The organism is Dehalococcoides sp., assembly GCF_041654235.1.
Classification (GTDB): Bacteria; Chloroflexota; Dehalococcoidia; order Dehalococcoidales; family Dehalococcoidaceae; genus Dehalococcoides; species Dehalococcoides mccartyi_B.
Map to the genome: position 1 here is coordinate 1 of NZ_JBAZDW010000020.1, position 24037 is coordinate 24037.

Here is a 24037-nt window from a genome sequence, read left to right on the forward strand (position 1 = left end):
TACATTCAATAAGTCCGCGGGAAACAGCTGTGTCAAAATCCAGACGGGATACCGAAGGGTTATCTCCCAGTTTGGCTATTTCTGTTTCAATGGCAGTTATCATGTAGGTAGGGGCACTTGCTCCGTTCGCTGATTTTACTTTAAATCCGTTCCAGATGGCGGGGTTGTGGCTGGCGGTAATTATTACGGCACCCGCGGCTTTCAGGTTTACCACCCCATGGCTGATTACTGGTGTAGGGGTGGGGCATGAACCAAAATAGGTTTTTATGCCGCTGGCCGCCATTACTTCGGCAACCAAACGGGCAAAATCCGCTGAGGCAAAGCGGGTATCGTAGCCGATTACCAGAGAAAGGTTATCGGGGCTGGTATTTTTCAGGTAAGCGGCAGTAGCTTGGGCACAGACAGAGACATTTTCAAAGGTGAAGTCTTTGGCAATAATGCCGCGCCAGCCATCAGTACCGAACTTAATTTGGCTTGTTATTTTGGCTGTCCCCCTTGAAGAATTTGCTTAACATAAAGATAATAGCCCCCAGAATAAGCACTACCGGCAGGAAGAGCACAATAATGACGAAAGTAAGTCCTGCCAGCCCCATTACGGTAGCCAGCATTATCACAGCCAGTTCAACCACAATTGCCCCAAAGAAGGCCAGCAATAAAGTTTTAATCACAAGCACACCTTCCTGTCGGTAGTAATATTTTTATTTGGATACGCTTAGAGATTCTATGGTTGCCTTTATGGCATCTACCTTATCCAGCCGTTCCCACGGCAGGTCCAGTTCCGGGCGTCCCAGATGCCCGTAAGCAGCAGTTTGGCGGTAGATAGGGCGGCGAAGCCCCAGGTTACGGATAATGGCTTCCGGCCGCAGGTCAAAGTGCTTCTGGATAATGGATAAGATATCCTCATGGTTCATGCGGGCGGTGTTAAAGGTTTCAATGGAAACTGACAAAGGGTGGGCAACACCGATAACATAGGCCACCTGAATTTCCAGCCGATCTGCCAGTCCGGCAGCTACCAGATTTTTGGCAATATATCTGGCCATATAGCAGGCGGAACGGTCTACCTTGGTGGGGTCTTTTCCGGAGAAAGCACCGCCGCCATGGCGGGCAAAACCGCCGTAGGTATCTACCAGAATTTTGCGTCCGGTAAAACCGGTATCTGAAACCGGACCGCCCACTACGAAGCGGCCGGTGGCATTTACATAATACTCGGTTTTTTCGTCTAGCAAATTGGTAGGGATAATAGGTTTAATAACATCACGGATAATGTCAGCCTGAATTTTTTCGGTAGTTATATCCGGGTCATGCTGGGCACCTATAACTACGCTGCTTATCCTTTTAGCTTTGCCGTTATGATATTCCACCGTTACTTGGCTTTTGCCGTCAGGTCGCAGATAGGGCAGAGTGCCATTTTTGCGTACTTCTGCCAAACGCTTGCTCAGGCGGTGGGCCAGAGAAATGGGCAGGGGCATATATTCCGGGGTTTCGGTGCAGGCATAACCAAACATCATGCCCTGGTCACCGGCACCGGTCAGGTCAAGTTCGTCTACCTGTCCGCTCTTGGCCTCCTGAGATTTGTTTACCCCCAAAGCTATGTCAGGAGACTGGCGGTTTATAGAAGTAAGTACGCCGCAGGTGCGGTCATCAAATCCGTATTCGGGCTTGATGTAGCCGATATCTTTTATCACCCCTCTGACCAGTTCGGGTATTTCCACATAGCAGCTGGTGGTGATTTCGCCCATGACTACTACCAGACCATTGGTTACGGCAGTTTCACAGGCAACATGGGCAGTGGGATCTTTGGCTATGATAGCGTCCAGAACTGCGTCTGAAATCTGGTCGCAAATCTTGTCCGGATGTCCTTCGGTAACTGATTCCGAAGTGAAAAGATATTTTGAAGAATTCCCAAAGGTCTGAGACATCATTTCTCCTTAAGTTCCTTCCTGCCAGCTAGACAGATATTTTATTTGTTCTGCGCTAAGGGTATCTATACTGATGTTTAAAGAGGCGAGCTTGGTTGCCGCTACTGCCCGGTCAATTTCTTCAGGTACGGCGTAAACTTTCTTTTCCAGCTTGGTATGGTTTTTTACCAGATATTCCAGTGAAAGAGCCTGATTGGCAAAGCTCATATCCATTACGGCGGCCGGGTGACCTTCTGCAGCAGCCAGATTTATCAGACGGCCTTCACCCAGCAGGTAAATCCTTCGCCCGTCCTTCATTTTATATTCCTCAACCGAGGGACGGATAGTATCCTTGCCGCAGGAAAGTGATTCCAGAGCGGGGATATTTATTTCGCTGTTGAAGTGGCCGCTGTTAGCCAGGGTTGCACCGTCTTTCATTACCTTGAAGTGATCTTTGTCTATAACGTGCTTGTCTCCGGTAACGGTTATAAAAATATCACCCAGTTTGGCAGCCTCTGCCATGGGCATTACGCTGAACCCGTCCATAACAGCTTCCAGAGCCTTCACCGGGTCAACTTCAGTAACTATTATATGAGCACCCATGCCTTTGGCCCGCATGGCAACTCCATGTCCGCACCAGCCGTAACCCACCACTACCACAGTTTTGGATGCCCAAAGAAAGTTGGTAGCCCGGGTAATACCGTCCAGTGTACTTTGGCCGGTGCCGTAGCGGTTGTCAAACATGTACTTGGTCTTGGCGTCATTTACCGCAATAATCGGGTATCGGAGTTTGCCGCTGTCAGCCAGTGCCCGCAGGCGGATAACTCCTGTAGTAGTTTCTTCCGTACCGCCAAGTATACCGTTTAAAAGTTCAGTTCTCTGGCTGTGCAAGGTAGCCACCAGGTCTGCCCCGTCATCTACGGTCAGCTGGGGTTTGGCATCCAGGGCGGCGGCAATATGACGGTAGTAGCTTTCGTTATTTTCGCCGTGGATGGCAAAGGTATTTATGCCGTGTTCTACCAGAGCGGCCGCGGTCTCGTCCTGAGTGGAGAGAGGGTTGGATGCACACAAGGTCAGGTCTGCACCGCCTGCTTTCAGTACCAACCCCAGGTTTGCGGTTTCAGTAGTGATATGCAGGCAGGCCGCTATGCGTATGCCCTTGAAAGGTTTTTCTTTTTCAAAGCGCTCCTTGATAAGGGATAGTGTCTTCATCTCTCGTCCGGCCCAGTCTACCCGTTTTTTACCCAGAGCGGCCAGAGACATATCCTTGACATCAAAATTTGGCATTACTACTTCATTCTCCTTGATTGGATTTAAAAAATTCCAGTATGTCAGAAAGTTGTTTATCTGTTGATTTTGAACTATCAATTATAACATGATTTGGTTGAACAGCCAGAGGTTCCAAGGCCTTAATTTGCTTCAAATATACTTCCCAGCGTCCGTCAGAGACGCTGGGTTTGTCTAGACGCTTTTCAAGCCTTTTTTGAGCCAGTTCAGGGGTCAGTTTTACCTCCAGTATCACAAACCCTGCATTGTTCCGTCGGGCACATTCTTCAGCCTGCTTTCGCTGATGCTCCTTGAGAAAAGTGGCATCAAGTATGACTGAATATCCCTCTTTCAGGGCATCTTCGGCCTGGGCATACATAGCCTGATAGGTATTTTGGGTCATCTCCGGCGAATATATGCCTTGGTCTGTATCTTCGAAGTGGTGCTGGCAGCAATCTATGCCTGCCAGACCCTTGCGGACAATATCCGAAGAAATTACCACCGAGCCTGATATTTTGGCCAGACTCTGAGCCAGAGTGCTCTTGCCGCAGCCGCAGAACCCCATTGTTATAAAGAGGGTTGGTTTGGATCTGGCGTAGAAATCCGCCAGGTGGTAATAGTTTTTGGATTTCTGGGCGTACTTATCCTTTTCAGCTTCGGATATGTACGGGTCATCCAGTTTGAAGCCTTCCACCTTGCCTCGGATATAAGCCCGGTAGCATTTATAAAAACGCAGCAGTTTAAAGAGGTCTTTATCCCCGCTTTTTTTGATATAGCTGTTTATAAACTGGCGTGAAAGGTCAGCCCTGCCGTAATGGTCCAGATCCATGGCTAAAAAGGCTACTTCGGAAGCTACATCTCCATAGCGGAAACGGTCATTGAACTCTATGCAGTCATATATGCAGATATTGTCCATGAAGCAGATATGGGCGGCATGCAGGTCTCCGTGGCAGTCACGTATCTTGCCCCTGTTTACCCGTTCATTGAACATGGTTTGGTTTTTAGATATAAAGCTGCGGGTAAAAGAACTGATTCGGGCATATTCTTGGGGGCTTACGGTGATGCCCACTTTACTGCCGGTTTGTTCAAAATTTTCTTCGGTATTGTATTTTATAGCTTCAAGATTGCCGTATTTTTGCACTTCGGCATCGGTTCTGGCGGTTTGATGGAAAATGGCCAGTTTCTCAGCCAGTTTTTCCAGCATCCCGCTGCTGACACTGCCTGTTGACAGCAGATTTACAAGCATGCGGCCTTCGGGTAATCTTCGCATTTTCAGGGTATATTCCACCACCTCCCCACATCCACCCAGCGAATAACCCCCCTCATTTTTAATAATAGGTAAAACCTCAAGGTAAGCGTAGTCACACAAACGGCGGTTTAAGAGCAGTTCTTTTTCAGACAGGGCTTTGCGTCCGGAAAGTTCAGAGTAGTCCAGATAGCCCAGATTAACCGCTTTCTTGGTTTTATAAGCAAAATGGTCAGTCAGGAAAACAAAAGACATCTGGGTTTGCACCAGTTCTACTTTGGTAGTAGGTTCGGGGTAAAAATCAGGCCTGAGCATAGCCTGAGCGTACAGAGGCAAATCAGACATCAACTTTCCTTGCTGACCATTCGGGCGAAGCATTTAAAAGAACGGTCATATGTTTTTTCAACATTATCCGGAAAAGCACAGGCCGGAAGCCCGTCCATAGCCAGATGATAGGATATGCAACGGCAACACTTGCCTTTCCTTTCACAGGGTTCATAGGTACAGTTGCAGTTTATTTTATTAAGTTCGGTTGCACAGTTCATACTGTTCCGTGTTTCCTTCTAAGCAGGGCGGAAAGTTCAGCGAGCAGTTCGGGAGCCCGTTCAGCCGCATCCAGACTCTTTAAACCCAGACCGCAGGCCGGGGTGATAAGTGAGTGGCGGGCAAGCTCAGCAAAGGGCAGGCCTTTGCTGTCAAAGTGGGACATGGCCGCTTCCAAACGGTCCTTCAGGCTGGCGGCAGTTTCTTCCTTCAGGGCTTTTTCGTCTGTGGGTACAATCCCCCAAGCAACCGCCCCGCCCCTTTTGATAAAAGCTTGGAGTGCATCAGTATATATAGCCAGCGAATCTGCATAGGCATAGGTGTCAAAGTTTATAATATCCACGCTGGTATCCATCAGGATAGACCAGTCCGTATTGCCGCAGCAGTGCACCCCTTTCAGGCCGGATATGCCTGAAAAGACTTCTTCAAACATGCCGGTCACCTGTTCACGGGAAAGAGGCAGGTAAGCTGACCCGTAGGCGCTCATGGCAGGTTCGTCAACAAAGATAATGGTGTTACGGCAGATTTTTTTAAGGAAATGTTCCTGCCAGGACGCTTTCAGCTTAAGGAGTTTGGTTGCCGCGTCCGAAAGCACTTCGTCATACAGGATATCCTTGCCCGAAGGGTCTTTGATAGACATGCAGTATGTCAGCGGTCCGGTAATATGCCCTTTAACCAGCTTGGGGGAGAGGTTGCTGCGGGATGCCAGTTCATAAAGACCGGCGGCATATTCCACCCCGATGGGGAATTTATTAAAATCATTATCCAGATAAGCCTGATAAAGGCTTTCAAGTTCACCCTCAAAACCAGAATTTGGTTCAATCCACATCTTGTCCTGATTGATATTTACCCCCGGCAATCCCTGGCTGAACTGGGCGGACATGCCTTCCAGATAGCTTCTTCGTGGCAACTGCGGCCAGACAGGTATGTCCCGAAGGTAATGGGTAATAATATCCACCGCTGCCTTCGGGTCTGTATGGGGCATACTACCTATCATGGTAGGCAGAAAATAAAAATCGGTCTTAGTCATTCTCACTCACTGCAGGCATGTATTTATCAATTATTAAAGCTAACTCGTGTTTACGGGTATTTGGCACTGCCTCCGGGGAAGTCATGATAGCATGGGAGAGGGCGGTACTGCATTCGCAGTTTCTGGTTGAAGAAATTCGCCCTATGGCCAGTTTTATTATCTCTTTTGAAAGGTTTATATTGCCGCGCAGGGTGGCTATTACTTTATCTACCGTTACGGCTTCTTCTTCCTCGTGCCATGCATCGTAATCTGTGGCACAGGCGATAATAGCGTAACAGATTTCGGCCTCTCTTGCCAGTTTAGCTTCAGGCAGAGCAGTCATGCCGATAACATCTGCCCCCCAGCTTTTGTGGAGACGGCTTTCAGCTTGAGTAGAAAAGGCAGGCCCTTCCATAACCACATAAGTGCCGCCGTTATGCACATTTGCACCCGCCTCCTTGGCACACTCAAACAGCAGTTTACGCAGATTGGGGCAAAAGGGCTGGGAGAAAGCTATGTGGGCTACAATACCCTTGCCGAAGAATGTATTAGTACGCTGGCTGGTGCGGTCTATCAGCTGGTCCGGGATTAAAAGGTGTCCCGGCTTAACCTCTTTTTTGAAACTGCCAACCGAGTTTATAGCTATAATGTGTTCCACCCCCAAGCTTTTCAGGGCATATATATTGGCGCGGGAGGGGATTTCAGACGGGAGTATGCGGTGTCCCCGCCCGTGTCTGGGCAGGAAAGCCACCCCAACCCCGTTTAAGTTTCCGGTAACGATAATATCTGAGGGCTTGCCGAATGGAGTATCCAGGGTATGTTCGCGGATATCGGTCAGCCCCTCAATATCATACAGCCCTGTTCCCCCGATAACCCCTATTTTAGCGTAGTGTGTCATACTAGACCTCCTCAGGTTTTTATGCCTTCTATCAGGTAGTTTTGCCAAGCTGTTCGGCAAAAATTCTTGCCTTTTTACTCACCCCGCCGTATTATCCCGTTTTCGGTTATAAAGGCGGCTATAAGATTGGCAGGGGTTACGTCAAAGGCGGGGTTGGCTACGTCTATATTTTCCGGGGTTATGCGTTGCCCCCTTAGGTAGGTTATCTCTTCAGGTTTGCGTTCTTCTATAACTATATCATTGCCTGATTCAATGGATTTATCAAAGGTGGAACTGGGTGCAGCTACGTAAAAGGGTATGCCGTGAGCCAGTGCCAGCACTGCCAGAGAGTAAGTGCCTATCTTGTTGGCGGTGTCTCCGTTTCGGGCAATGCGGTCAGCTCCCACTACCACCGCATTGATTACTCCTTTTTTCATAAAGTGCCCGGCCATGCTGTCGGTAATCAGCTTGAATGGTACGCCGGCTTCTTTCAGTTCCAATGCTGTCAGGCGTGCCCCTTGCAGAAGGGGGCGGGTTTCGGTAGCGAAGGCAGATATACCCTTGTTCTGCTGATGTGCGGCTATAATCACCCCCAGAGCTGTGCCGTAACCCGCTGTGGCCAGCGGGCCTGCGTTGCAGTGGGTAAGTACCGTCCAGCCCGGTTGTATCAGGTCTGCACCGAAAGTGGATATTTTGCGGCTGGCTTCTTCTTCCTCCCGGTGGATTTTTAGCGCTTCGTCTACCAGAGATATTTTTACCTGTGAAACGTCTGTACCCGAAGCTACCACATGGTCCATGCGTTCCACTGCCATGAACAGGTTTTTGGCGGTGGGGCGGGTGGAGGCAATCTCGGCTGATATCTGCTGGTAAAGGGGCAGGAACTCACTGCAATAGCGTGTTTCTATACTCAGTGCCCCCAAAGCTATACCATAAGCCGCCGCCACACCTATAGACGGTGCTCCCCTTACCCGCAGGGTCTTGATAGCCTCGGCAACGGCATGGTAATCATTTAGTTCAAGATATTTTTCTTCCAGCGGCAACAGGGTTTGGTCAAGTATTATCAGGCGGTTATTCCGCCATTCAATTGCTTTCATATTAACTGCGCATAGTCCTTCCGAATATTATTGTCCCCAGGGCGAAAACAGCTACTGTCCAGATAGCCAGTATACCCACTTCGCCGCTTACGGCTGAAAAATCTGCCCCGCGTAATATTACCAGACGTGACGCCTCAATGGCATGGGAGTAAGGGAAGGCATAGCCCAGTCCTTTGAGTATATCAGGCATAAACTGGATAGAAAACCAGGTGCCGGATACTATGGCAAGAGGCATGGAGAAAAACCAGCTGATAGATTCTGACTGGTTTTCGCTTTTGGAAAATCCGGCAATTACCATGCCTATGCCTATGCTGGATAATCCTGTCAGGAAGAATATCAGGAAAGCCAAAGCTATATTACCCATTATATCCATGCCGAACAGGTAACCCAGCAACATGAAAAATATAATTTGGATTATACAGATAAGGGTCATGCTAAGCGAATATCCCAGTATGAAATCCACAGGGCGGCTGGGGGTAGTCAGCATCCTTGACATAAAACCTTTTTCTTTATCCCGTACTATTATTCTGGCAGAGGTGGGTATGAGTATAAGCAGCCCGAATACGATAATACCGGGTGAGATAAAATCTATGTTGGTTATCTTGTTTTCAATATTTACCGGCTGGGCATTTACGTTCAGGGGTATTTCTATTTTAGCAAAGGCGCGGGTAACCACGTTTAGCTGTGAGAGTATTTCACTTGCAGCCTGAATATCACTTTCGTCATAGGTTACATCAAGATATATGTTACCGCCTGTTCCTGCCCAGAGCTTGCTTACTTCCTGTCCGAACCCGGCCGGGATTATGATGTATGCCCGTATGTCAGACTGTTTAAGCTGGGTCAGAGCCTCTTCAGGGGTGTTTATATAAATAATTTCATAGCTGGGTACTTCGGAGAGGGCCTCATCTGCAAATGCACTGGAAAGCGGGGTCTGGTCATTATCTACTACCCCAATCTGGTAACTGGCACTGCCTCCACCGGAGAAAGCAAAACCGAAAAGAAGCATAAACATAAGGGGGAAACCCAGCAGAAAACCCAGCGCCATGGGATCACGATATGTTTCCTTGAGGGCGCGGATACCTAACTCCCAGAATCTCATTCCCGTAGCTCCTTTCCGGTCAGTTTCAGGTAAACATCTTCAAGGCTGGGGTCTTTTATCTGGGCGGAGCGAATTGTCGCCCCGGCATTTTGCAGGCGGTTTACTATCTCGTTAAATTCCAGATGCTCTGCCGAAATGGAAAGAGTGCCGCCTGAAAACTCCACTTTGGGGTAGAAATTCTTCAAATCAGCCACCATTCTTTGGGAGATATTAAATGCCTGTACCCTCATGGTGGGTTCTTTTATCAGGCTTTGTTTCAGTTCTACCGGTGTGCCCAAAGCAACTATCCTGCCTTGATCCATAATGCCTATACGGTCTGCCAGGTGGTCTGCTTCTTCCATGTAGTGGGTGGTAAGGAGTATGGTCTTCTTCCCTTTTAAGGATTCTATATATTCCCACATGGCGTGGCGTACCTGCGGATCCAAGCCCAAAGTGGGTTCGTCCAGAAAGACTACATCCGGGTTATGGATAAGTGCCATCATTATGCTTAGGCGGCGCTTCATACCTCCGGAAAAGGTGTGTACCTGACTTTTAGCCCTGTCTTCCAGCCCCATTATTTCCAGAAAGCGGGGTATCCATTCCTTGAGTTTTGCAGGGTCTATATGGTTCAGTTTGCCGAAGAGTTCCAGATTTTCTACCGGTGTCAGGTGGTCTGAAATGGCGGTTTCCTGTGGGGAACTGCCGATAATAGATTTGACTTGGTAGCCTTGGGTGTTTATATCAAAACCCATTACCCGGGCTGTTCCGCTGGTGGGTTTTAATAAACAGCAAAGCATATTGATGGTGGTGCTTTTGCCTGCTCCGTTTGGTCCCAGCAGGGCAAACAGTTCACCCTTGCGGATGTTCAGGTTGAGTTTGTCCACCGCCAGAAGCTGCCCGTAGGAACGGCTTAAATCCAAAGTTTCAATAGCCGGTATATCCGGCTGTGCTTTTGAAGTGGCGGCCATATATGTGCCTCCCATCTCAAATAATGGCCTAATTATAGCACAAGGCAGGTGTTTTTTTGACAAAATGCAGGCCTGTATTATAAGCTTGGCCAAATGCCGAATATCAAATATACTCTGGAAGATTTACGGGTTAATCCCGGTTTAAAATTGCCGCCTTTCAATTTGGTTATTGAACGGGGTCTGGTAGACCGTTTTTGCAGGGCTACCGGTGATGACGGGGCGAACTGGCAGAATGAGGCTCCGCCTGTACTGGCACTTACTTTGGGTTTCGGGCAGATGCTGGAAGTTATTTCGGCAGATGATATTACCGTCCTTCACGGCTCAAGTGAACTGGAAAGCCTGAAACCGCTTGAAGTGGGACAGGAGGTAACGGTGGAGACCAGCCTTTTAAGCTTGAGGGAACGGCCGGGTAAAATGGGACTGTCGTCATTTCTTAATTTTGAAATGCAGGTAACAAATAAACAGGGAGAGCTGCTGGCCAGAGTTTGCCAGCTGGCTATAGTTTATTCAGCATGACCAGTGTTTTTGAAAATATAACCGAAGGGCAGGAGATAGCCTGCCAAACGCTTATTTTAAGTAGCCGTGATCTGGTTGTCTGGGCAGGGGCTTCAGGGGACTATAATCCCATTCATTATGATAAAGATCTGGCTCTGAAAAAAGGCTTACCGGGAGTGGTAGTACCGGGGCAGTTGGCGGGGGCTATGCTTGGCAAATTGGCATCTGGTTTTGCCCGTCCCTCAGGCAGGCTTGCCAAACTGTCGCTCAGCTATAAAAAGATGATGCCACTGGGTGAAAGTCTTGTTCTTAAGGGCATAGTATCTTCAAAGACAGATACCCCGGAAAGTAAAACCCTAGGCCTGAAGCTCTGGGCGGAAGATACGGCGGGAGATAAAACTGTTACGGCATCAGCTGTTATAGTTTATTAGCTGGGCAATCTTCAGCCTGAAGTGATTTGTGTTTCAGCCAGTCTGCCTTTGAAAGTCCCATCAGCATAAACCGGTGCAGGCCCGATTCCTTTTCTCCACAAGGCTTAAAACCGCATTTTCTAAATGATTGCTGGGCGCGGATATTGCTCTGGAGAGTCTTCAGGTGAAGCCTTTTCAGGCTGGTTTTTTCAAACACATAGTCAATCATCAACCCCAGAGCGTCATTACCATAACCCTTGCCCCAGTATTCCTTTTGCCCAATCATTATGCCCACTTCGGCTTCACCGGCGGCTATGTCCAGATTGTAGCAGGCACAGTAGCCGATGTATTCCCCCCGAAGGGTTTCAATGCCGAATTGCACCCGCAGGGATAAGGAATTTTCCAGTACGAATATATATTCGCCCAGAAATGTTCTGAAGGATATAGTCAGGGGTTCAGCCGCATCAAGATGGCTTAACTCAGGGTCAGTTTGCCATGCATAATCAAGCGAAGCATCTTCCAGACGCTTGTCTCTCAGCCGGGTCAGCTTTCCCTGAGTGTGTATCACATCTTACTCTTCAGGTGAAATGGCAGGCATACCGGCAGCAGATTCGTCTGCCTCTATATCTGTCAGTGCGGTAGTTATCATTTCCCGGATAGCCTGGCTGGAGGTGCTTTCCAGATTTTCTGTCAGCCCTTTTTTGGCGTCCTGGCCGCCAATCTTAGCCAGCGCCTGTATTGATGCCAGCTGGACTTCCATATCAGGGTCTTCAATCATGGAGACCAATTTAGGTATGAAACGTTCCAAGCCGAGTTCTCCGGCGGCTACTGCCGCTTCATAACGGAGGTCGTTATTATCATTGTTCAGTTCAGATGTGATTACAGACTCCCATTGGTCACTGGCGTTTTGTCCCATGGCATAGACAGCACCTACTCTGAGCAGGTGTTCAGGGCTGTTGTGGGCTTGGGAAATAGCTGTGATTACCTGCGGCTGACCGAAAGGCGACACTGATTCCAGTGCTCTGCGTCTTAGTTCCACCGGCAGATTGGTATTTTTGAAAATTGCCAGCAAACTGGTTTGGAGCAACTGGCTGGTTTTTTCGGGGAGCTGTCCGAATTCACCCATCATACTGTAACGCCCCAGAGCGGCAGTGGCGGCTATGCGAACCTCCATAGAAGGGTCTTCGCTTGATAAAGACAACAAATGGTCAACCAGAGACGGGCGGTTACATTCCCAAAGACCGTCAACGGATTTAGCCCGTACCTCAGGGTTCGGGTCATGCATGGTTCTGACAAAAATACTGTCAAAATCCAGAGAAACATCATCTTCGGCCAGTTCACCCAGCCGGCTGACTATATCCAGCCGTCTTTCGGGGCTCATACCTGTCCAGAAATCCTTGAAAGCGGCTATCTCCTGGTTATTGAGGTCAGATAGCAGGGCTAAGTCAGTATGTTTCAGGCTAGTGTTTTCATCTGCCAGTCTCTCAAAGAGTTCGCTTATTTCCGGGTTTTCTTGGCTCATCAGTTGTTACTCGCTTCCTCGTTGTCATCATCATCAGTATCAAGGTCATCATCGTCATCTTCTTCACCGCTTTCCCAGATAGGTTCGGTGAAATAGTCTATGTAATCCTCCATAGCTTCGGCTGCAATCTGGGATACATGCTGCTTGGCCTCAGAGGCTATCTGTTCCAGTTCGGTAACATCAACCCCCAGTTGGAGTAATTTGGACAAAATTTGAACGATTACCAAAGCTGCCATGGGATTTTGCAGGCGGGAAGCATAGCTGGGTACTTCCCCCAGCAGACACACCCCGTCCATATTGCGTTCTTTGGCTACACCCAGCAGCAGGCCGTTAAGGCCGGAAATCTGGAGATTGCCGCTTCCGCTCAATCCCCGTTCTATCAATTCATTGGCTACCTGAGTGTTGGTGCCCACTGCCCATGCCCGGGGTTGTTCGCTGTGGTGAATACGGGTCAGGGCGGCGGCAAATGTATAAATCCTTTTAACACCGAAACGCTGGCCTACGTCCAGAATCAAGTTAGCCAGTTCGTAACTTTTGGTAGAAGGTTGGTCTTCGCCTATGAAGAGGATAATGTCGTTATCCTGTTTATTTTTCAGGTAATAAAAACGATTTTGGGGGAATTGAGGTTCTTCAACCACCCCGTCCTTTACCAGCACACCTATCGGGTCAAAGAAGCTGGGAGAATCTATTTCGGCCAGTTCTTTAAACTCCAGTTTACGTACCAGGTATGTCGCCACAATCAGGGCGACATTGCTGATGCCCGGCCAAGCGGCCAGCAGGCAGGGAGACTTGAGTTTCGGTCTGGAATTTAGCTTGTATTTTTTGTCCATATATCTGTCTCTCTTATTTGGCAGCTACGGACAGGTTCGGGAAATACATGGATGGGGTGAAAAGTTCACCGTCCAGCCAGCGTCCGTCACTGCCGATGGCATTTATAGTTTTAAGTGCACTATATATATTCCCGGAGAGCATGGTGTCTTTTACCCGCCCGGTAATCTGTCCATTTTCTATTTTATAACCCAGCAGTACGTTTCCGGAGAAATCACCACCCAGCACATTTCCTTGTTCCGCTCCCATCATAAATTCTACTACCAAACCCTCTTTAATATCTGAAACCATTTCTTCAAATGAAAGTGTGCCGGGCTTTATCATCAGGGCGCTGAAACCGGGAGCCGGCTGTCCGCCATGTCTTTCGGCATTGCCGGTACTTTTGGCTTTAGCTAAAGCGGCAGTGCGGAGGTCATAAATAAAGTTTTTAATAACCCCGTTTTCCACCATGGGTGTAATTTGGCTGGCTGTGCCCTCGTCGTCAAAGGGGCGTGAATTCGGGCTGAAGCTCTGGGTAGGGTCATCAACCAGATTAAAGGCAGGGTCAAACATCTGCTCACCCAGTTTTCCGGCCAGCGGTGAAGCTTTTTCCTGTACCAGTTTGCCGTTAAGTGCGGCGGACAGGGCAGGGATAATGGTGCTGGCAACCCCGTGGGGAGTAAAAATAACCGGCATCTCCCTGCTTTGAAGAGGTACATTTTGTCGGGCGCGCTTTAGCTGTTTGCTGACCAGATTTACTGCTTCCAGGCTGGAGCGGATAGGGCGGCAGGAGCTAAACTCGTCACCTACAAAAAGCATATCCGTACCGCGTACCAGTGTGCCCTCCAACCCCATGGAAAAGAGACTCTTTTTAAAACTGATATCTGCCCCGCTGGTATTTAGCAGGCTTACTTTTCGGGTGCTTTTGGTCAGGCTGGAGCTACAGATAAGTTCACTGTTTATATCAAGCAATCCGGCTACCATTTCTTTGCCTAGATTTACCATCTCTTCCAGACTTACGGTTTCTACCTCAGGGTCAAATATTTTAACCTCCGGGTAGGTTTGAGAGGCAGGAAATTGGAAATGGGCTGTCTGGCCGTAAGCGGCGGTTTCAAGTGCCATATTCACCAGCCTCGGCCAATCTGCCGGGTTGGAGCTGGCGGCATAGCCAATCTTGCCGTCTTTAACAATACGCAAAGCCAGGCTAAGGCTTTGTTTAGATTCAATATTTTTTAGCTGATTGGATTCAAAATGGATTGGGGTGGATTCGGATTCCACCATAAAACATTCGGCCTGTTCGGCCACTTTTTTGGCTTGTTCAAGTATTTTTTCAAGCATATCAGGCACCACCTACCAGGCATTTCTGAATACGGATATGGGGTGAGCCGTTTGAAACCGGCAGGGGAGACTGACCGCTCTTGCCGCAGCCGCCGCCCTGATTCATATCCAGGTCATTGCCTATCATATCTATATTATGCAGAGTATCAAATACGTTCCCGGACAGAACTACCGGCCTTAATGCTTCGGCTATCTTGCCGTCCCTTATCATATAGGCTTCCCCTGAGGAGAAGGTAAACATTTCCATGCTGGTGGTTCCGCCGTACCAATTCTTTACATAAATGCCTTCTTTTACCCCGTCCAGCATTTCTTCCAGAGTGGATACGCCGGGTTCTATATAGGTATTGCTCATGCGCACAATGGGGGCATAGCGGTAAGATATGGCTCTGGCGTTACCGGAGAGGGGTTCATTCATCTTGGCGGCGGTCTCCCGCGAATGAAGGCGTCCGGTAAGCTTGCCCTCGCGGATAAGATAATTCTTGGTTGCGGCTACCCCTTCATCATCGTATTTATAGCTGCCCCGAAGGTCAGGCATGGTGGGGTTGTCTATGATATTCAGTATTTTCGGACCGAATTTTTTGCCTAAGACCATTACTTCACGCATCTGGGGGTTTTCATATATATGGTCTGCTTCCGATAAATGCCCGAAGGCCTCGTGGACAAACACTCCCGCCAGTATGGGGTCAAGTATTACGGTATATTCACCGCCTTTTACCTTTGGGGCGGAGAGGAGTTTTACGGCATGTTCGGTCATGTCTTTTATCTGGGAGTGAAGCCCGGTTATGGCGTTGTAGTTGCCGCGGCTGCCCACCGAGATATTTGACTGCTGGAGTTCACCATCTCCAGACGCAATGGCGGTGGCGTTAAAATTTATATCTGAGCGTGATTGTTCTATAACGCTCCCGCGGGAGTTTACATAAAAACGGCGGCGATAGCCGTCTGAAAAGCGGATAAACGAGGTTTTTATACCCTTAGTCTGCCAGATAAGGTCTTTGTATTCGTCCAGTATCCGTTTTTTGTCTTCAAGCGGGCGTTCCACCGAACTCTGGGATAGTTCGTCCGTCTGGGCATAGGTAACTGAAGGTGCAGATGCGAACTGGCTCTGGGTGGAACCGGCCAGAGAGGCCTGATGAATAGCCAGATCTATCCGCTTGCGGATATCATCCAGACTGTTAAAGCTTACAAAACCCCAGCCGCCATTTACCAGTGCCCGAACGTTGCCGCCCAGGTCACTGCCGCGTCCGGCAGTATCCAGATTTTGCCCCCGGTAAGAGATATAACTGCTGGTGCTCTCTTCCAGGTGGATTTCCAGATAGTCTGCCCGGTAGTGGTATAGCTGTTGAGAAAGCTCGTGGGCAATATTTCGGAGTTCAGTCAAGGTGGTCACCTTTAGATAGTATTCTAGTCTAAGTTTAAACTGGGGCAGTTGGCTTGTCAATTTATTGTTGGGTTTTCAGCCTTGATAGCTGGGCGGGCATTGACTAATGATGGGTAAAAGGGCTACGATTTAGCCATATGGGATTATTCGGAACTTCCGGCATCCGCCGCGTGGTGGATGACCGTTTGATGGAAATAGCTCTTAAGGTGGGGTTTTCTGTAGGGAAACGCTACCGTAGAGTAGTTTTGGCGGGTGACAGCCGTACTTCTACACCGGCTATCAAGCGTATACTGAGCGGGGCTTTGGTTGCCGCCGGGGCAGATGTGATTGACATCGGATTGGTGCCGACACCTACTTTGGCCTTTATTGCCAGAGATTTTGATGCAGGGCTGATGGTGACTGCTTCGCACAATCCGGCTGAATACAACGGTATTAAGTTTCTCAATCCTGACGGCTCGGCTTTCAGTTATCTGCAGCAGCAGGAAATAACCAAAGATGTGGAATCAAGCCGTTCTCCCTCCCTCAAATGGGACAGTTTCGGCCAGATAAATGCTTTTCCGTGTACAGTTGAAAAGCATATGGAACATATACTTAGCTACCTGCCGGACAAATGCCGCCTTAAAGTGGTGGTGGATTGCGGCGGCGGGGCAGCATCCGTGATAACCCCATGGCTGCTTCAGCGTATGGGCAGCCGGGTGATTTCCCTGAATGATACTACCCATGGGTTTTTCCCTCACCCGCCTGAGCCATTGGCTGAAAACCTTACCGGGCTTATCCAGACAGTTAGGGAAAGTGATGCCGATTTGGGTATTGCCCATGACGGTGATGCTGACCGGATGGTGGCGGTGGATAAGCACGGCAACTTTATCTCCGGTGACAAAATGCTGGTGGTTTTTGCCAGAGCGGCCAAGGCGGATAAAGTGGTTACCACTCTTGACGCTTCCATGTCAGTAGAGGAGATGGGTTTTAAAGTTATACGAACAGCTATAGGTGACAACTACGTCTCAGAAGAGCTTAAGAGGCAGGGTAATTTCGGGGGTGAACCCTGCGGTGCATGGGTCTTCCCTGAAAGCTCTCTTTGCCCTGATGGTATTTATGCCGCCGCCAGATTGTTAAATCTGGTTTCACGCCAGCCCTTGGCGGAACTGATTTCAGATATACCGGAATACTCCATGAAGCGGGGGAGTGTGGCCGGTGGCGGTTTGAATTTGTCTCTGGTAGAGGAATCACTTCAGTGCCTGAATCCGCTTTCATCCAGCTTGCTGGACGGGATTAAACTCAATCTTAAAGATGGCTGGCTGCTTATCCGCCCTTCGGGTACAGAGCCTAAAATCCGCCTGACGGCAGAAGCCAAAACTCCTGAGCAGTGCGAAACTATTTATCAAACAGGTCTTAAATGCCTGAAGAGCTGTCTTTCCCGGGAGAAATAAAATGAAGGCAGTCATATTGGCGGCAGGCGAAGGCAGCCGCATGCGTCCCCTGACCTTTACCCGTCCCAAGGTTATGCTTCCCATTGCGGGCAAGCCTATTTTGGAGCACCTTTTGATGGAGGTCAGCGCCGCCGGTATAAAAGAATTTGTACTGGTAGTGGGTTACCGTGATGAGCAGGTGCGTTCATATTTTGCGGATGGTGCAAAATGGGGCGTAAAAATCAGCTATTGCCAGCAGACCCGCCAGCTTGGCACTGCCCATGCCCTGAAACAGCTTGAAAATCAGCTTGAGGGCAATTTTCTGGTTATGAACGGGGATATACTGGCTGAGTCAGCTGATATTTCTGCTCTGGCCGCAGGTTCCGAAACTACTCTTAGTGTGCTTGAGGTATCAGACCCAAGCAGTCTGGGAGTGCTTGAAACAGACGGGGACAGAGTAAGATGCATCCATGAAAAGTCTGCCAATCCCCCTACTAATCTGGCAAATGCCGGTCTTTACCTGTTTACCCCAAGGATATTTAAAGCTATTTCCGACACTCCCCTCTCACCGCGGGGTGAATATGAAATAACCTCATCTATCCAGCTTCTTATTGATAACGGCACAGAGGTAGGTTACCGCCGTCTTGTTTACTGGCAGGACGTCAGCTACCCGTGGGATTTGCTGGATGTAAATGCTTCCATGCTTAAAAACCTTGCCCCTTGTGTATATGGTACAGTAGAGGAAAATGTGGTTATCAAGGGGACGGTGGAAATAGGCGAAGGCAGCCTTGTCCGTTCGGGTGCATATATAGAAGGGCCGGTATTAATCGGCAAAAACTGTGACATAGGTCCGAACTGTTATATCCGCCCCTCTACCTCCATAGGGGATAATTGCCGGGTTGGGGCTTCGGTTGAGATAAAAAACTCTATTATTATGGATAACACCAAAATCCCCCACCTTAATTACGTGGGGGACAGTGTTATCGGACAAAACTGCAATCTGGGTGCCGGAACCAAGCTGGCAAATCTGCGTTTTGACGGAGCAGATATTATTGCCGGAGGTGTCAATACCCGCCGCCGTAAGCTGGGGGCTGTACTGGGAGACGGGGTTGAAACCGGTATTAACGTAAGCCTTAATCCGGGCGTCCTTATAGGCTCCGGCAGCCGTATAGGACCCGGTGCGGTTGTGAGCGGGCTTGTTGAGCCGAACTCATATATCGGATAAGGCGGGGAGAGTAAAATATGAAACAGGCAGTTATACTGGCGGCTGGTGAGGGACAACGCCTGCGGCCTTTTACCGCCAGCAAATCAAAGGTGATGCTGTCTATTGCGGGCAAGCCCCTGCTTGAGTATGTTATTGAATCCCTTGCCCAAAACGGCATTCGGGATATTATTCTGGTAGTGGGCTACAAACGGGAACGTATATTTGACTATTTAGGGCAGGGCGGGCGTTTTGGAGTACAGATAAGCTATGTCCAGCAGCCAAACCAGCTGGGTACAGCCCATGCCCTCAGACAGGTAAAAGATAAAATAAAAGGGGATTTTCTGGTTCTGAATGGAGATCAGCTTATCAAGCCGTCAACTATAAGGGAGTTTGTAAAACAGCCGCCGCAGGCAGTTATGGTAAAAGCCATAAACGGCGAAGACCCCAGCCGTTACGGGGTAGTAACTTCTTCGGGCGGACTTCTAACCTCCATAGAGGAAAAACCCAGCATAGCCAAAAGCAATTTTATAAATACCGGCATTTACTCTTTTTCAAGGGCAGTGTTTGACTATATTGGTGAGCATCTGGATATGCCGGTGGTGCTGCAGTCCATGCTCAAAGACGGGCTGGATATACATGTAGCAGAAAGCCAAGGAGCCTGGCTGGATATAGTCTACCCTTGGGATATGCTAAAACTTAATGCGGTGGTATCAGCCGAACTTAAACCCGGAGTAGCCGGCACTATTGAAAGCGGCGTGGTTATGAAGGGGCCGGTGCGGATTGGCAAGAATACGGTTATCCGTTCAAATTCGTATATCGTGGGGCCGGTAATAATAGGTGAAGGCTGTGATATAGGCCCGAGTGTCTGTATTTACCCTTCCACCAGTATTGCAGATAATGTAACAGTAGCTCCCTTCAGCCAGATAAAGAATAGCTTGATTTACAGCGGCAACAGTATCGGAGTGGCTTCGGTTATTGAAGATTCGGTCATAGACCGGGGTTGTGTGATTTGCGGCCAGTTCAGTGCTCCCTCCGCCGAGATAGAAACCCGGATAAATGATGGATTACATAAAATAAAAGTCGGGACTATGATGGGTGAAGGCTGCACCGTAGGGAATGCCGTAGTCCTTCAGAGCGGTACAGTAGTGGGCAATTCAACCCGTATAGCTCCTTTGAGAACCCTGTCAGGCAATATTCCTGACGGCAGTCTGGTGGTATAGATGTGCGGTATTGTGGGGTACACCGGTAAACGGCAGGCACAGGGTGTTCTGTACGATTGTTTGTGCCGGCTGGAATACAGGGGTTATGATTCCTGCGGCATAGCCGTAAACACCCCTGAGGTACAGGTTTTTAAAGATGCAGGTAAAGTCCATGACATACTCCAAAATGCCCCCCTGTTTAAGGGTACAGCCGGTTTGGGGCATACCCGCTGGGCTACCTGCGGTGAACCCACCCAAATAAATGCCCATCCCCATACAGACTGCACCGGTAAAATCTGTCTGGTGCATAATGGGGTAATAAACAATTATTCACAACTGCTGAAACGGCTTGAAGGTAACGGCCATAAGATAGTTTCAGATACGGATACCGAGCTTATTGCCCATTTGATAGAGGAGTACGATAAGGGAGATTTGGAAGAGGCTGTTCGCCTGGCAGTCAAAGAGATAGAGGGTTCGTACGCTCTGGTAGTTATGCGTTCGGGGGAAAATACCCTGGTAGTAGTGCGGCAGGACAGCCCTTTGGTTATAGGGGTAGGTGACGGAGAATATCTGGTAGCTTCAGATGTACCTGCCATTTTGGGGTATACCAACCGGGTTATATATCTGGATGAGGGCGACATTGGCACTATAAGCCCGGACAGCCTGAAAATCCGCCGAAACGGTGGGTATATCGTTCCGTTGGTGGAAAAAGTAAACTGGACTCAGGATGAATCACAGAAAGCCGGCTACAGCCACTATATGCTCAAGGAAATACACGAACAGCCCCGGGTAATTCAAAACACCCTGATAAATATGCCTCTGCCGGAGTCTTTTAACAAATCTGAGATACTGGAGCAGAGCCGCAAAACCGGCATACTTTTTCTGGCCTGCGGCAGTTCCTATCACGCAGCCCTGACTGCCCGTTATCTGGTAGAAGAACATTTGAATATACCTGTTCGGCTGGAGATAGCTTCGGAGTTCAACTATATGCATCGTTTGCTGCCCTGCAAGCTGGCAGTAGTGCTTACCCAGTCCGGTGAAACCGCAGATGTTTTACGGGCGATGCGCCGTTTGAAGCAAGCCGGCTGTATGGTAGTGGCTATCACTAACGTGGCAGGCAGTACTGCTGCCCGTTTGGCAGACCATACTATATATACTCAGGCCGGGCCGGAAATAGGGGTGGCGGCTACCAAGAGTTTTATTGCCCAGCTGATAGTCCTGTATGCTTTGTGTTTTGCCGGTGCATCTGCCGCTAATATCCGTTACCAGGATTATCTAAGCACTATGCGGCTTTTACCCAGTGTTGTCCAGAGCATACTTGGCAGTCATCAGAATATTAAAGATGCGGCAGTAGAAGTAGCCAAGTCTAAAAGTGCTTTTTTTATAGGGCGTGGGATAAACTATCCCATTGCTTTGGAAGGTGCTCTGAAACTTAAAGAGATTTCATACATTCATGCGGAGGGTTATGCGGCAGGGGAACTGAAACACGGGCCGTTTGCTTTGCTTTCTCCGGAAACACCGGTACTGGCGCTGGTAAGCCGTGACCAAACCTATGAAGCTATGCTGACCGGACTCAGGGAAATAAAGGTGCGTCGTGCCCCTCTGATTGTTATAGGTGAAGCCGGAGACGAGCAATTGGGTCAGCTGGCAGACCGGGTGATAAGTCTGCCGTCTTTCAACCGCCTGTTTAATCCGATACTCTTTACAGTAGTACTCCAACTATTGGCTTATTATGTTGCTTTGGAGCTGGGCTGTTCCATAGATACCCCCCGCAACTTGGCTAAGAGTGTCACTGTCGAATAGGTCTTATTCAGACTACGAATAGACCGGTAAGATCCGTCTGGTCAATTATATGCCCTTCCATAGCTTTCAGCAGATCTGCCTGATGGCAACTGGCCTTCAGCTTAAGTTCAGTATCCAGAGCAAAGAGACGGAAATGGTAGTGGTGTACCCGGTTGGGCGGGGGATAAGGCCCGGTATAACCTGTCTCTCCCTCACTGTTCAGCCCTTGGCGGACTCCATCCGGCAAGTTGGGTTCAGTAGGGACAGCTTCAGGCAGACCAACACGGTTAGGCGGAATATTGTAGATAAGCCAGTGGGTAAAGGCTTTGGATGTGTCAGGGTCTTCCAATACAAGAGCCAGACTTTTAGTATCCGGCGGCAGTTGCATCCAGTGGACTGGCGGTGAAATATTGCTACCCAAACCGGAAAAACGGCGGGGAATATACTCTCCGCAAGCAAAAGCACTACTACCCAGAAGCATATCCGTCTCCTCTAAGTATTGTCTATGCAATACTCCAGTTCACCCAGACCGGTTATCCTTCGGCAATCATTTAAATCAAGGTAACAGTTACGCCGGTCAAGTAATACAGGATTAAGCCCTACATTCATAGCTCCTATATAATCTACCTGATATTGGTCACCTATGTATAGTACCTCTTTGGCGGTAAGGCCGCTTTTTCTTAGAGCCGCCTGAAAAATAAGTGGATTGGGCTTGGTTACGCCCACCTCCTGTGATATGACCACTGTTTCCAGATAGGTATTGAGTCCGGTCTTGTTAAACAGTTCTGACATATCTCTATCTGCGTTTGAAATAAGCCCTATTTTCAGGTTTCTGGACTTTAAATTTTTCAGGCAGGGAATTACGTCTTCATAGAGAATCATTTCCCATTTCAGGTTTTTCCAGCGGCTGATAAGGGTATTTATGAGTTCAGGTTTGGCTTCAATGCCTATTTCCTCCAGAATAATCCGGTAGTAGTGGCTCCAGACCGCAAACTGTTCCGGTTTTTCCCGCAGGCTTATGGGGTTTTGGGCATTTTGCAGGTAAAAATATTCGTCCGCCTTGTTCATAGGCAGGTAGAGGTCATTCTCATTTATCGGGTAGTTCATATCAGCCAGCAGTTTAACGGTCATCTCTTCACGGCTGGGCTGGTAGCCTATCAGGGTATTGTACAGGTCAAAGAAAACACCTTTTATCATCGGGCACTCCAAGGCAATATTTTATATTCCATTCTAGACTAATAAAATCAGTTAAAGCAAATTCAGCCGGGCTGAGGATAAATTTTAATGGCAATATTCATTGACGCAGCTGAGTAAGCACTGGTATGATAAACAATTATGGAACCAAGAATACAGGTATTCCCCAAAAACACTGAAGTAAAAAATAATCATCTGATTATCGGCGGGGTAGATGTTGCCGGGCTTTGTGCCAAATATGGCACGCCGCTGTATATTTTTGACGAACTTACCATCCGTCAGAATTGCCGTGATTTCAAGCGTGAGTTTTCACGCCGCTATGCAGACAGCTCTGTCAGCTATGCTTCGAAAGCCTTTCTGCATCCGGCTTTGCTTAAAATACTGGCTGAAGAAGGCATGAGTCTGGATGTGGTTTCCGGCGGAGAGCTCTCCGTTGCCAACAACGCCGGTTTTCCTATGGATATGGTTTATTTGCACGGAAACAACAAATCTGCCGAAGAACTAAGGCTGGCACTTCGTCTGCATGTGGGGCGGATTGTGGTAGACAGTTTTGATGAAATAAAACTCCTGTCAAAACTGGCAGATGAGAGCGGGCATATACCGGATATATTACTCAGGATAACTCCCGGAGTAGATGCCCATACTCATCACCATATCACCACCGGCAAGCTGGATTCCAAATTTGGTTTCCCCCTGTTTCAGGCAGCTGAAGCGGTAGGTTTAGCTATGGCTCAGGCCAGCTTAAATCTGGTAGGTTTCCATTTCCATATCGGTTCCCAGATATTTGAAACCCAGCCCTTCCTTGACGCTATAGATCTGGTGCTGGATTTTGCCGCACAGGTGCAGGAACGTTATGGTTTTGATATTGAGGAACTGGATATTGGCGGCGGCTACGGCGTTCAGTACGAAGTAGACAAGCTGGCACCTCCCATATCTGCTTATGCAGAGGCTATCGGAGCCAAAGTGGTATCCAAATGCCGCAGTTTGAAGCTGACTCCTCCCAGTCTGAATATAGAACCGGGACGGGCCATTATAGCTCAGGCAGGTGTGGCTTTATATACGGTAGGGGTGATAAAAGATATTCCCGGCATTCGTTTGTATGCCTCGGTTGACGGGGGCATGGGGGATAATATCCGCCCGGCTCTTTACGAGGCTAAATATGAGGCAGTGGTGGCAAATAACGTCCAGTCAGATGAAAAGGAAAAGGTAACTATAGCCGGTAAGTTTTGCGAGTCCGGCGATATACTTATAAGAGATATTGAACTGCCTTCCCTCAGGACAGGTGACATACTGGCAGTTCCCTGTTGCGGGGCTTACTGC

At 48.8% G+C, this 24037-nt stretch carries 24 protein-coding genes and 1 pseudogene; 7 read left to right on the forward strand and 18 right to left on the reverse strand.

From position 1 onward, the window contains the following. The 11 genes and pseudogenes from WC259_RS03850 to WC259_RS03900 form a co-directional block, all read right to left on the reverse strand. A pseudogene (locus tag WC259_RS03850) lies at nt 1–481 on the reverse strand (phosphoglucomutase/phosphomannomutase family protein); the annotation flags it as partial. Beyond that, the gene (locus tag WC259_RS03855; RefSeq protein WP_011309028.1) at nt 465–668 is read right to left on the reverse strand and encodes a hypothetical protein; all 204 of its coding nucleotides are present in this window, start codon (nt 666–668) and stop codon (nt 465–467) included. The pseudogene WC259_RS03850 and the gene WC259_RS03855, both read right to left, overlap by 17 nt. Before the next feature lie 30 nt (nt 669–698). After that, complete coding sequence (metK, locus tag WC259_RS03860; RefSeq protein ID WP_015407607.1) at nt 699–1919, reverse strand: methionine adenosyltransferase; 1221 nt, start codon at nt 1917–1919, stop codon at nt 699–701. A gap of 9 nt (nt 1920–1928) precedes the next feature. Next, nucleotides 1929–3185 carry an adenosylhomocysteinase gene (gene ahcY / locus WC259_RS03865; protein ID WP_011309030.1) on the reverse strand — a complete coding sequence of 419 codons (1257 nt, stop codon included), beginning with the start codon at nt 3183–3185 and terminating at the stop codon, nt 1929–1931. 7 nt (nt 3186–3192) lie between these two features. Next, entirely contained in the window at nt 3193–4755 is a 1563-nt protein-coding gene (locus WC259_RS03870; RefSeq protein ID WP_015407608.1) for a bifunctional aminoglycoside phosphotransferase/ATP-binding protein, read from the reverse strand. Further along, nucleotides 4755–4955 (reverse strand): DUF6485 family protein, encoded by a 201-nt coding sequence (locus tag WC259_RS03875; protein ID WP_011309032.1) that lies wholly within the window; start codon nt 4953–4955, stop codon nt 4755–4757. Before WC259_RS03875 ends, WC259_RS03870 begins: the two co-directional genes overlap by 1 nt. Beyond that, the gene (locus WC259_RS03880; RefSeq protein WP_015406962.1) at nt 4952–5983 is read right to left on the reverse strand and encodes a methionine synthase; all 1032 of its coding nucleotides are present in this window, start codon (nt 5981–5983) and stop codon (nt 4952–4954) included. The genes WC259_RS03875 and WC259_RS03880 overlap by 4 nt, the downstream gene beginning before the upstream one ends. Further along, entirely contained in the window at nt 5976–6860 is an 885-nt protein-coding gene (mtnP, locus tag WC259_RS03885; RefSeq protein ID WP_078409600.1) for an S-methyl-5'-thioadenosine phosphorylase, read from the reverse strand. The genes WC259_RS03880 and mtnP overlap by 8 nt, the downstream gene beginning before the upstream one ends. A gap of 74 nt (nt 6861–6934) precedes the next feature. Beyond that, nucleotides 6935–7933, reverse strand: a complete 999-nt coding sequence (gene mtnA / locus WC259_RS03890) for an S-methyl-5-thioribose-1-phosphate isomerase (protein ID WP_015406964.1) — start codon at nt 7931–7933, stop codon at nt 6935–6937. 1 nt (nt 7934) lies between these two features. Next, nucleotides 7935–9032, reverse strand: coding sequence for an ABC transporter permease (locus tag WC259_RS03895; protein WP_011928889.1), 1098 nt, complete (start codon nt 9030–9032; stop codon nt 7935–7937). Further along, nucleotides 9029–9979, reverse strand: a complete 951-nt coding sequence (locus WC259_RS03900; RefSeq protein WP_061977610.1) for an ABC transporter ATP-binding protein — start codon at nt 9977–9979, stop codon at nt 9029–9031. The genes WC259_RS03895 and WC259_RS03900 overlap by 4 nt, the downstream gene beginning before the upstream one ends. Nucleotides 9980–10072: 93 nt before the next feature. Here WC259_RS03900 and WC259_RS03905 point away from each other — a divergent pair, with 93 nt between their 5' ends. Beyond that, on the forward strand, nt 10073–10495 hold the full coding sequence (locus WC259_RS03905) for a MaoC family dehydratase N-terminal domain-containing protein (protein WP_011309038.1): 423 nt from the start codon (nt 10073–10075) through the stop codon (nt 10493–10495). Then, nucleotides 10492–10905 (forward strand): MaoC family dehydratase, encoded by a 414-nt coding sequence (locus WC259_RS03910; protein ID WP_011309039.1) that lies wholly within the window; start codon nt 10492–10494, stop codon nt 10903–10905. Before WC259_RS03905 ends, WC259_RS03910 begins: the two co-directional genes overlap by 4 nt. Here WC259_RS03910 and WC259_RS03915 read toward each other — a convergent pair. Genes WC259_RS03915 through WC259_RS03935 form a run of 5 tightly spaced genes read right to left on the reverse strand, consistent with a single transcriptional unit; the run spans nt 10892 to nt 15929 of the window. Further along, nucleotides 10892–11452: a GNAT family N-acetyltransferase gene (locus WC259_RS03915; RefSeq protein WP_015406965.1), complete on the reverse strand. Its 561-nt coding sequence runs from the start codon at nt 11450–11452 to the stop codon at nt 10892–10894. The two genes, WC259_RS03910 and WC259_RS03915, sit on opposite strands and share 14 nt — an antisense overlap. A gap of 3 nt (nt 11453–11455) precedes the next feature. Beyond that, nucleotides 11456–12406 carry a HEAT repeat domain-containing protein gene (locus tag WC259_RS03920; protein ID WP_011928893.1) on the reverse strand — a complete coding sequence of 317 codons (951 nt, stop codon included), beginning with the start codon at nt 12404–12406 and terminating at the stop codon, nt 11456–11458. Continuing rightward, nucleotides 12406–13236 (reverse strand): PAC2 family protein, encoded by an 831-nt coding sequence (locus WC259_RS03925; RefSeq protein ID WP_011309042.1) that lies wholly within the window; start codon nt 13234–13236, stop codon nt 12406–12408. Before WC259_RS03925 ends, WC259_RS03920 begins: the two co-directional genes overlap by 1 nt. Nucleotides 13237–13249: 13 nt before the next feature. Beyond that, a complete protein-coding gene (locus WC259_RS03930) occupies nt 13250–14551 on the reverse strand; it encodes a TldD/PmbA family protein (RefSeq protein WP_015406966.1) in 1302 nt (433 codons plus the stop codon). A 1-nt stretch (nt 14552) separates the two neighbouring features. After that, nucleotides 14553–15929: a TldD/PmbA family protein gene (locus WC259_RS03935; RefSeq protein ID WP_011309044.1), complete on the reverse strand. Its 1377-nt coding sequence runs from the start codon at nt 15927–15929 to the stop codon at nt 14553–14555. Nucleotides 15930–16066: 137 nt separating this feature from the next. Between WC259_RS03935 and glmM the strand changes: the two genes are divergently transcribed. The 4 genes from glmM to glmS are packed head-to-tail and all read left to right on the forward strand — an operon-like array spanning nt 16067 to nt 21544. Beyond that, the gene (gene glmM, locus WC259_RS03940; RefSeq protein WP_011309045.1) at nt 16067–17359 is read left to right on the forward strand and encodes a phosphoglucosamine mutase; all 1293 of its coding nucleotides are present in this window, start codon (nt 16067–16069) and stop codon (nt 17357–17359) included. 1 nt (nt 17360) lies between these two features. Then, nucleotides 17361–18563, forward strand: a complete 1203-nt coding sequence (gene glmU / locus WC259_RS03945; protein WP_012984221.1) for a bifunctional sugar-1-phosphate nucleotidylyltransferase/acetyltransferase — start codon at nt 17361–17363, stop codon at nt 18561–18563. 17 nt (nt 18564–18580) lie between these two features. Next, nucleotides 18581–19762, forward strand: coding sequence for a bifunctional sugar-1-phosphate nucleotidylyltransferase/acetyltransferase (glmU, locus tag WC259_RS03950; RefSeq protein WP_011309047.1), 1182 nt, complete (start codon nt 18581–18583; stop codon nt 19760–19762). Continuing rightward, on the forward strand, nt 19763–21544 hold the full coding sequence (gene glmS, locus WC259_RS03955) for a glutamine--fructose-6-phosphate transaminase (isomerizing) (RefSeq protein WP_011309048.1): 1782 nt from the start codon (nt 19763–19765) through the stop codon (nt 21542–21544). A 7-nt stretch (nt 21545–21551) separates the two neighbouring features. Here the strand turns inward: glmS and WC259_RS03960 are convergent, their stop codons facing one another. After that, a complete protein-coding gene (locus tag WC259_RS03960) occupies nt 21552–22004 on the reverse strand; it encodes a YbhB/YbcL family Raf kinase inhibitor-like protein (RefSeq protein WP_011309049.1) in 453 nt (150 codons plus the stop codon). An 11-nt stretch (nt 22005–22015) separates the two neighbouring features. After that, nucleotides 22016–22720: an HAD family hydrolase gene (locus WC259_RS03965; protein WP_011928900.1), complete on the reverse strand. Its 705-nt coding sequence runs from the start codon at nt 22718–22720 to the stop codon at nt 22016–22018. A 138-nt stretch (nt 22721–22858) separates the two neighbouring features. Here WC259_RS03965 and lysA point away from each other — a divergent pair. Beyond that, a partial coding sequence (gene lysA / locus WC259_RS03970; protein ID WP_372643257.1) for a diaminopimelate decarboxylase occupies nt 22859–24037 on the forward strand: 1179 nt, incomplete at its 3' end.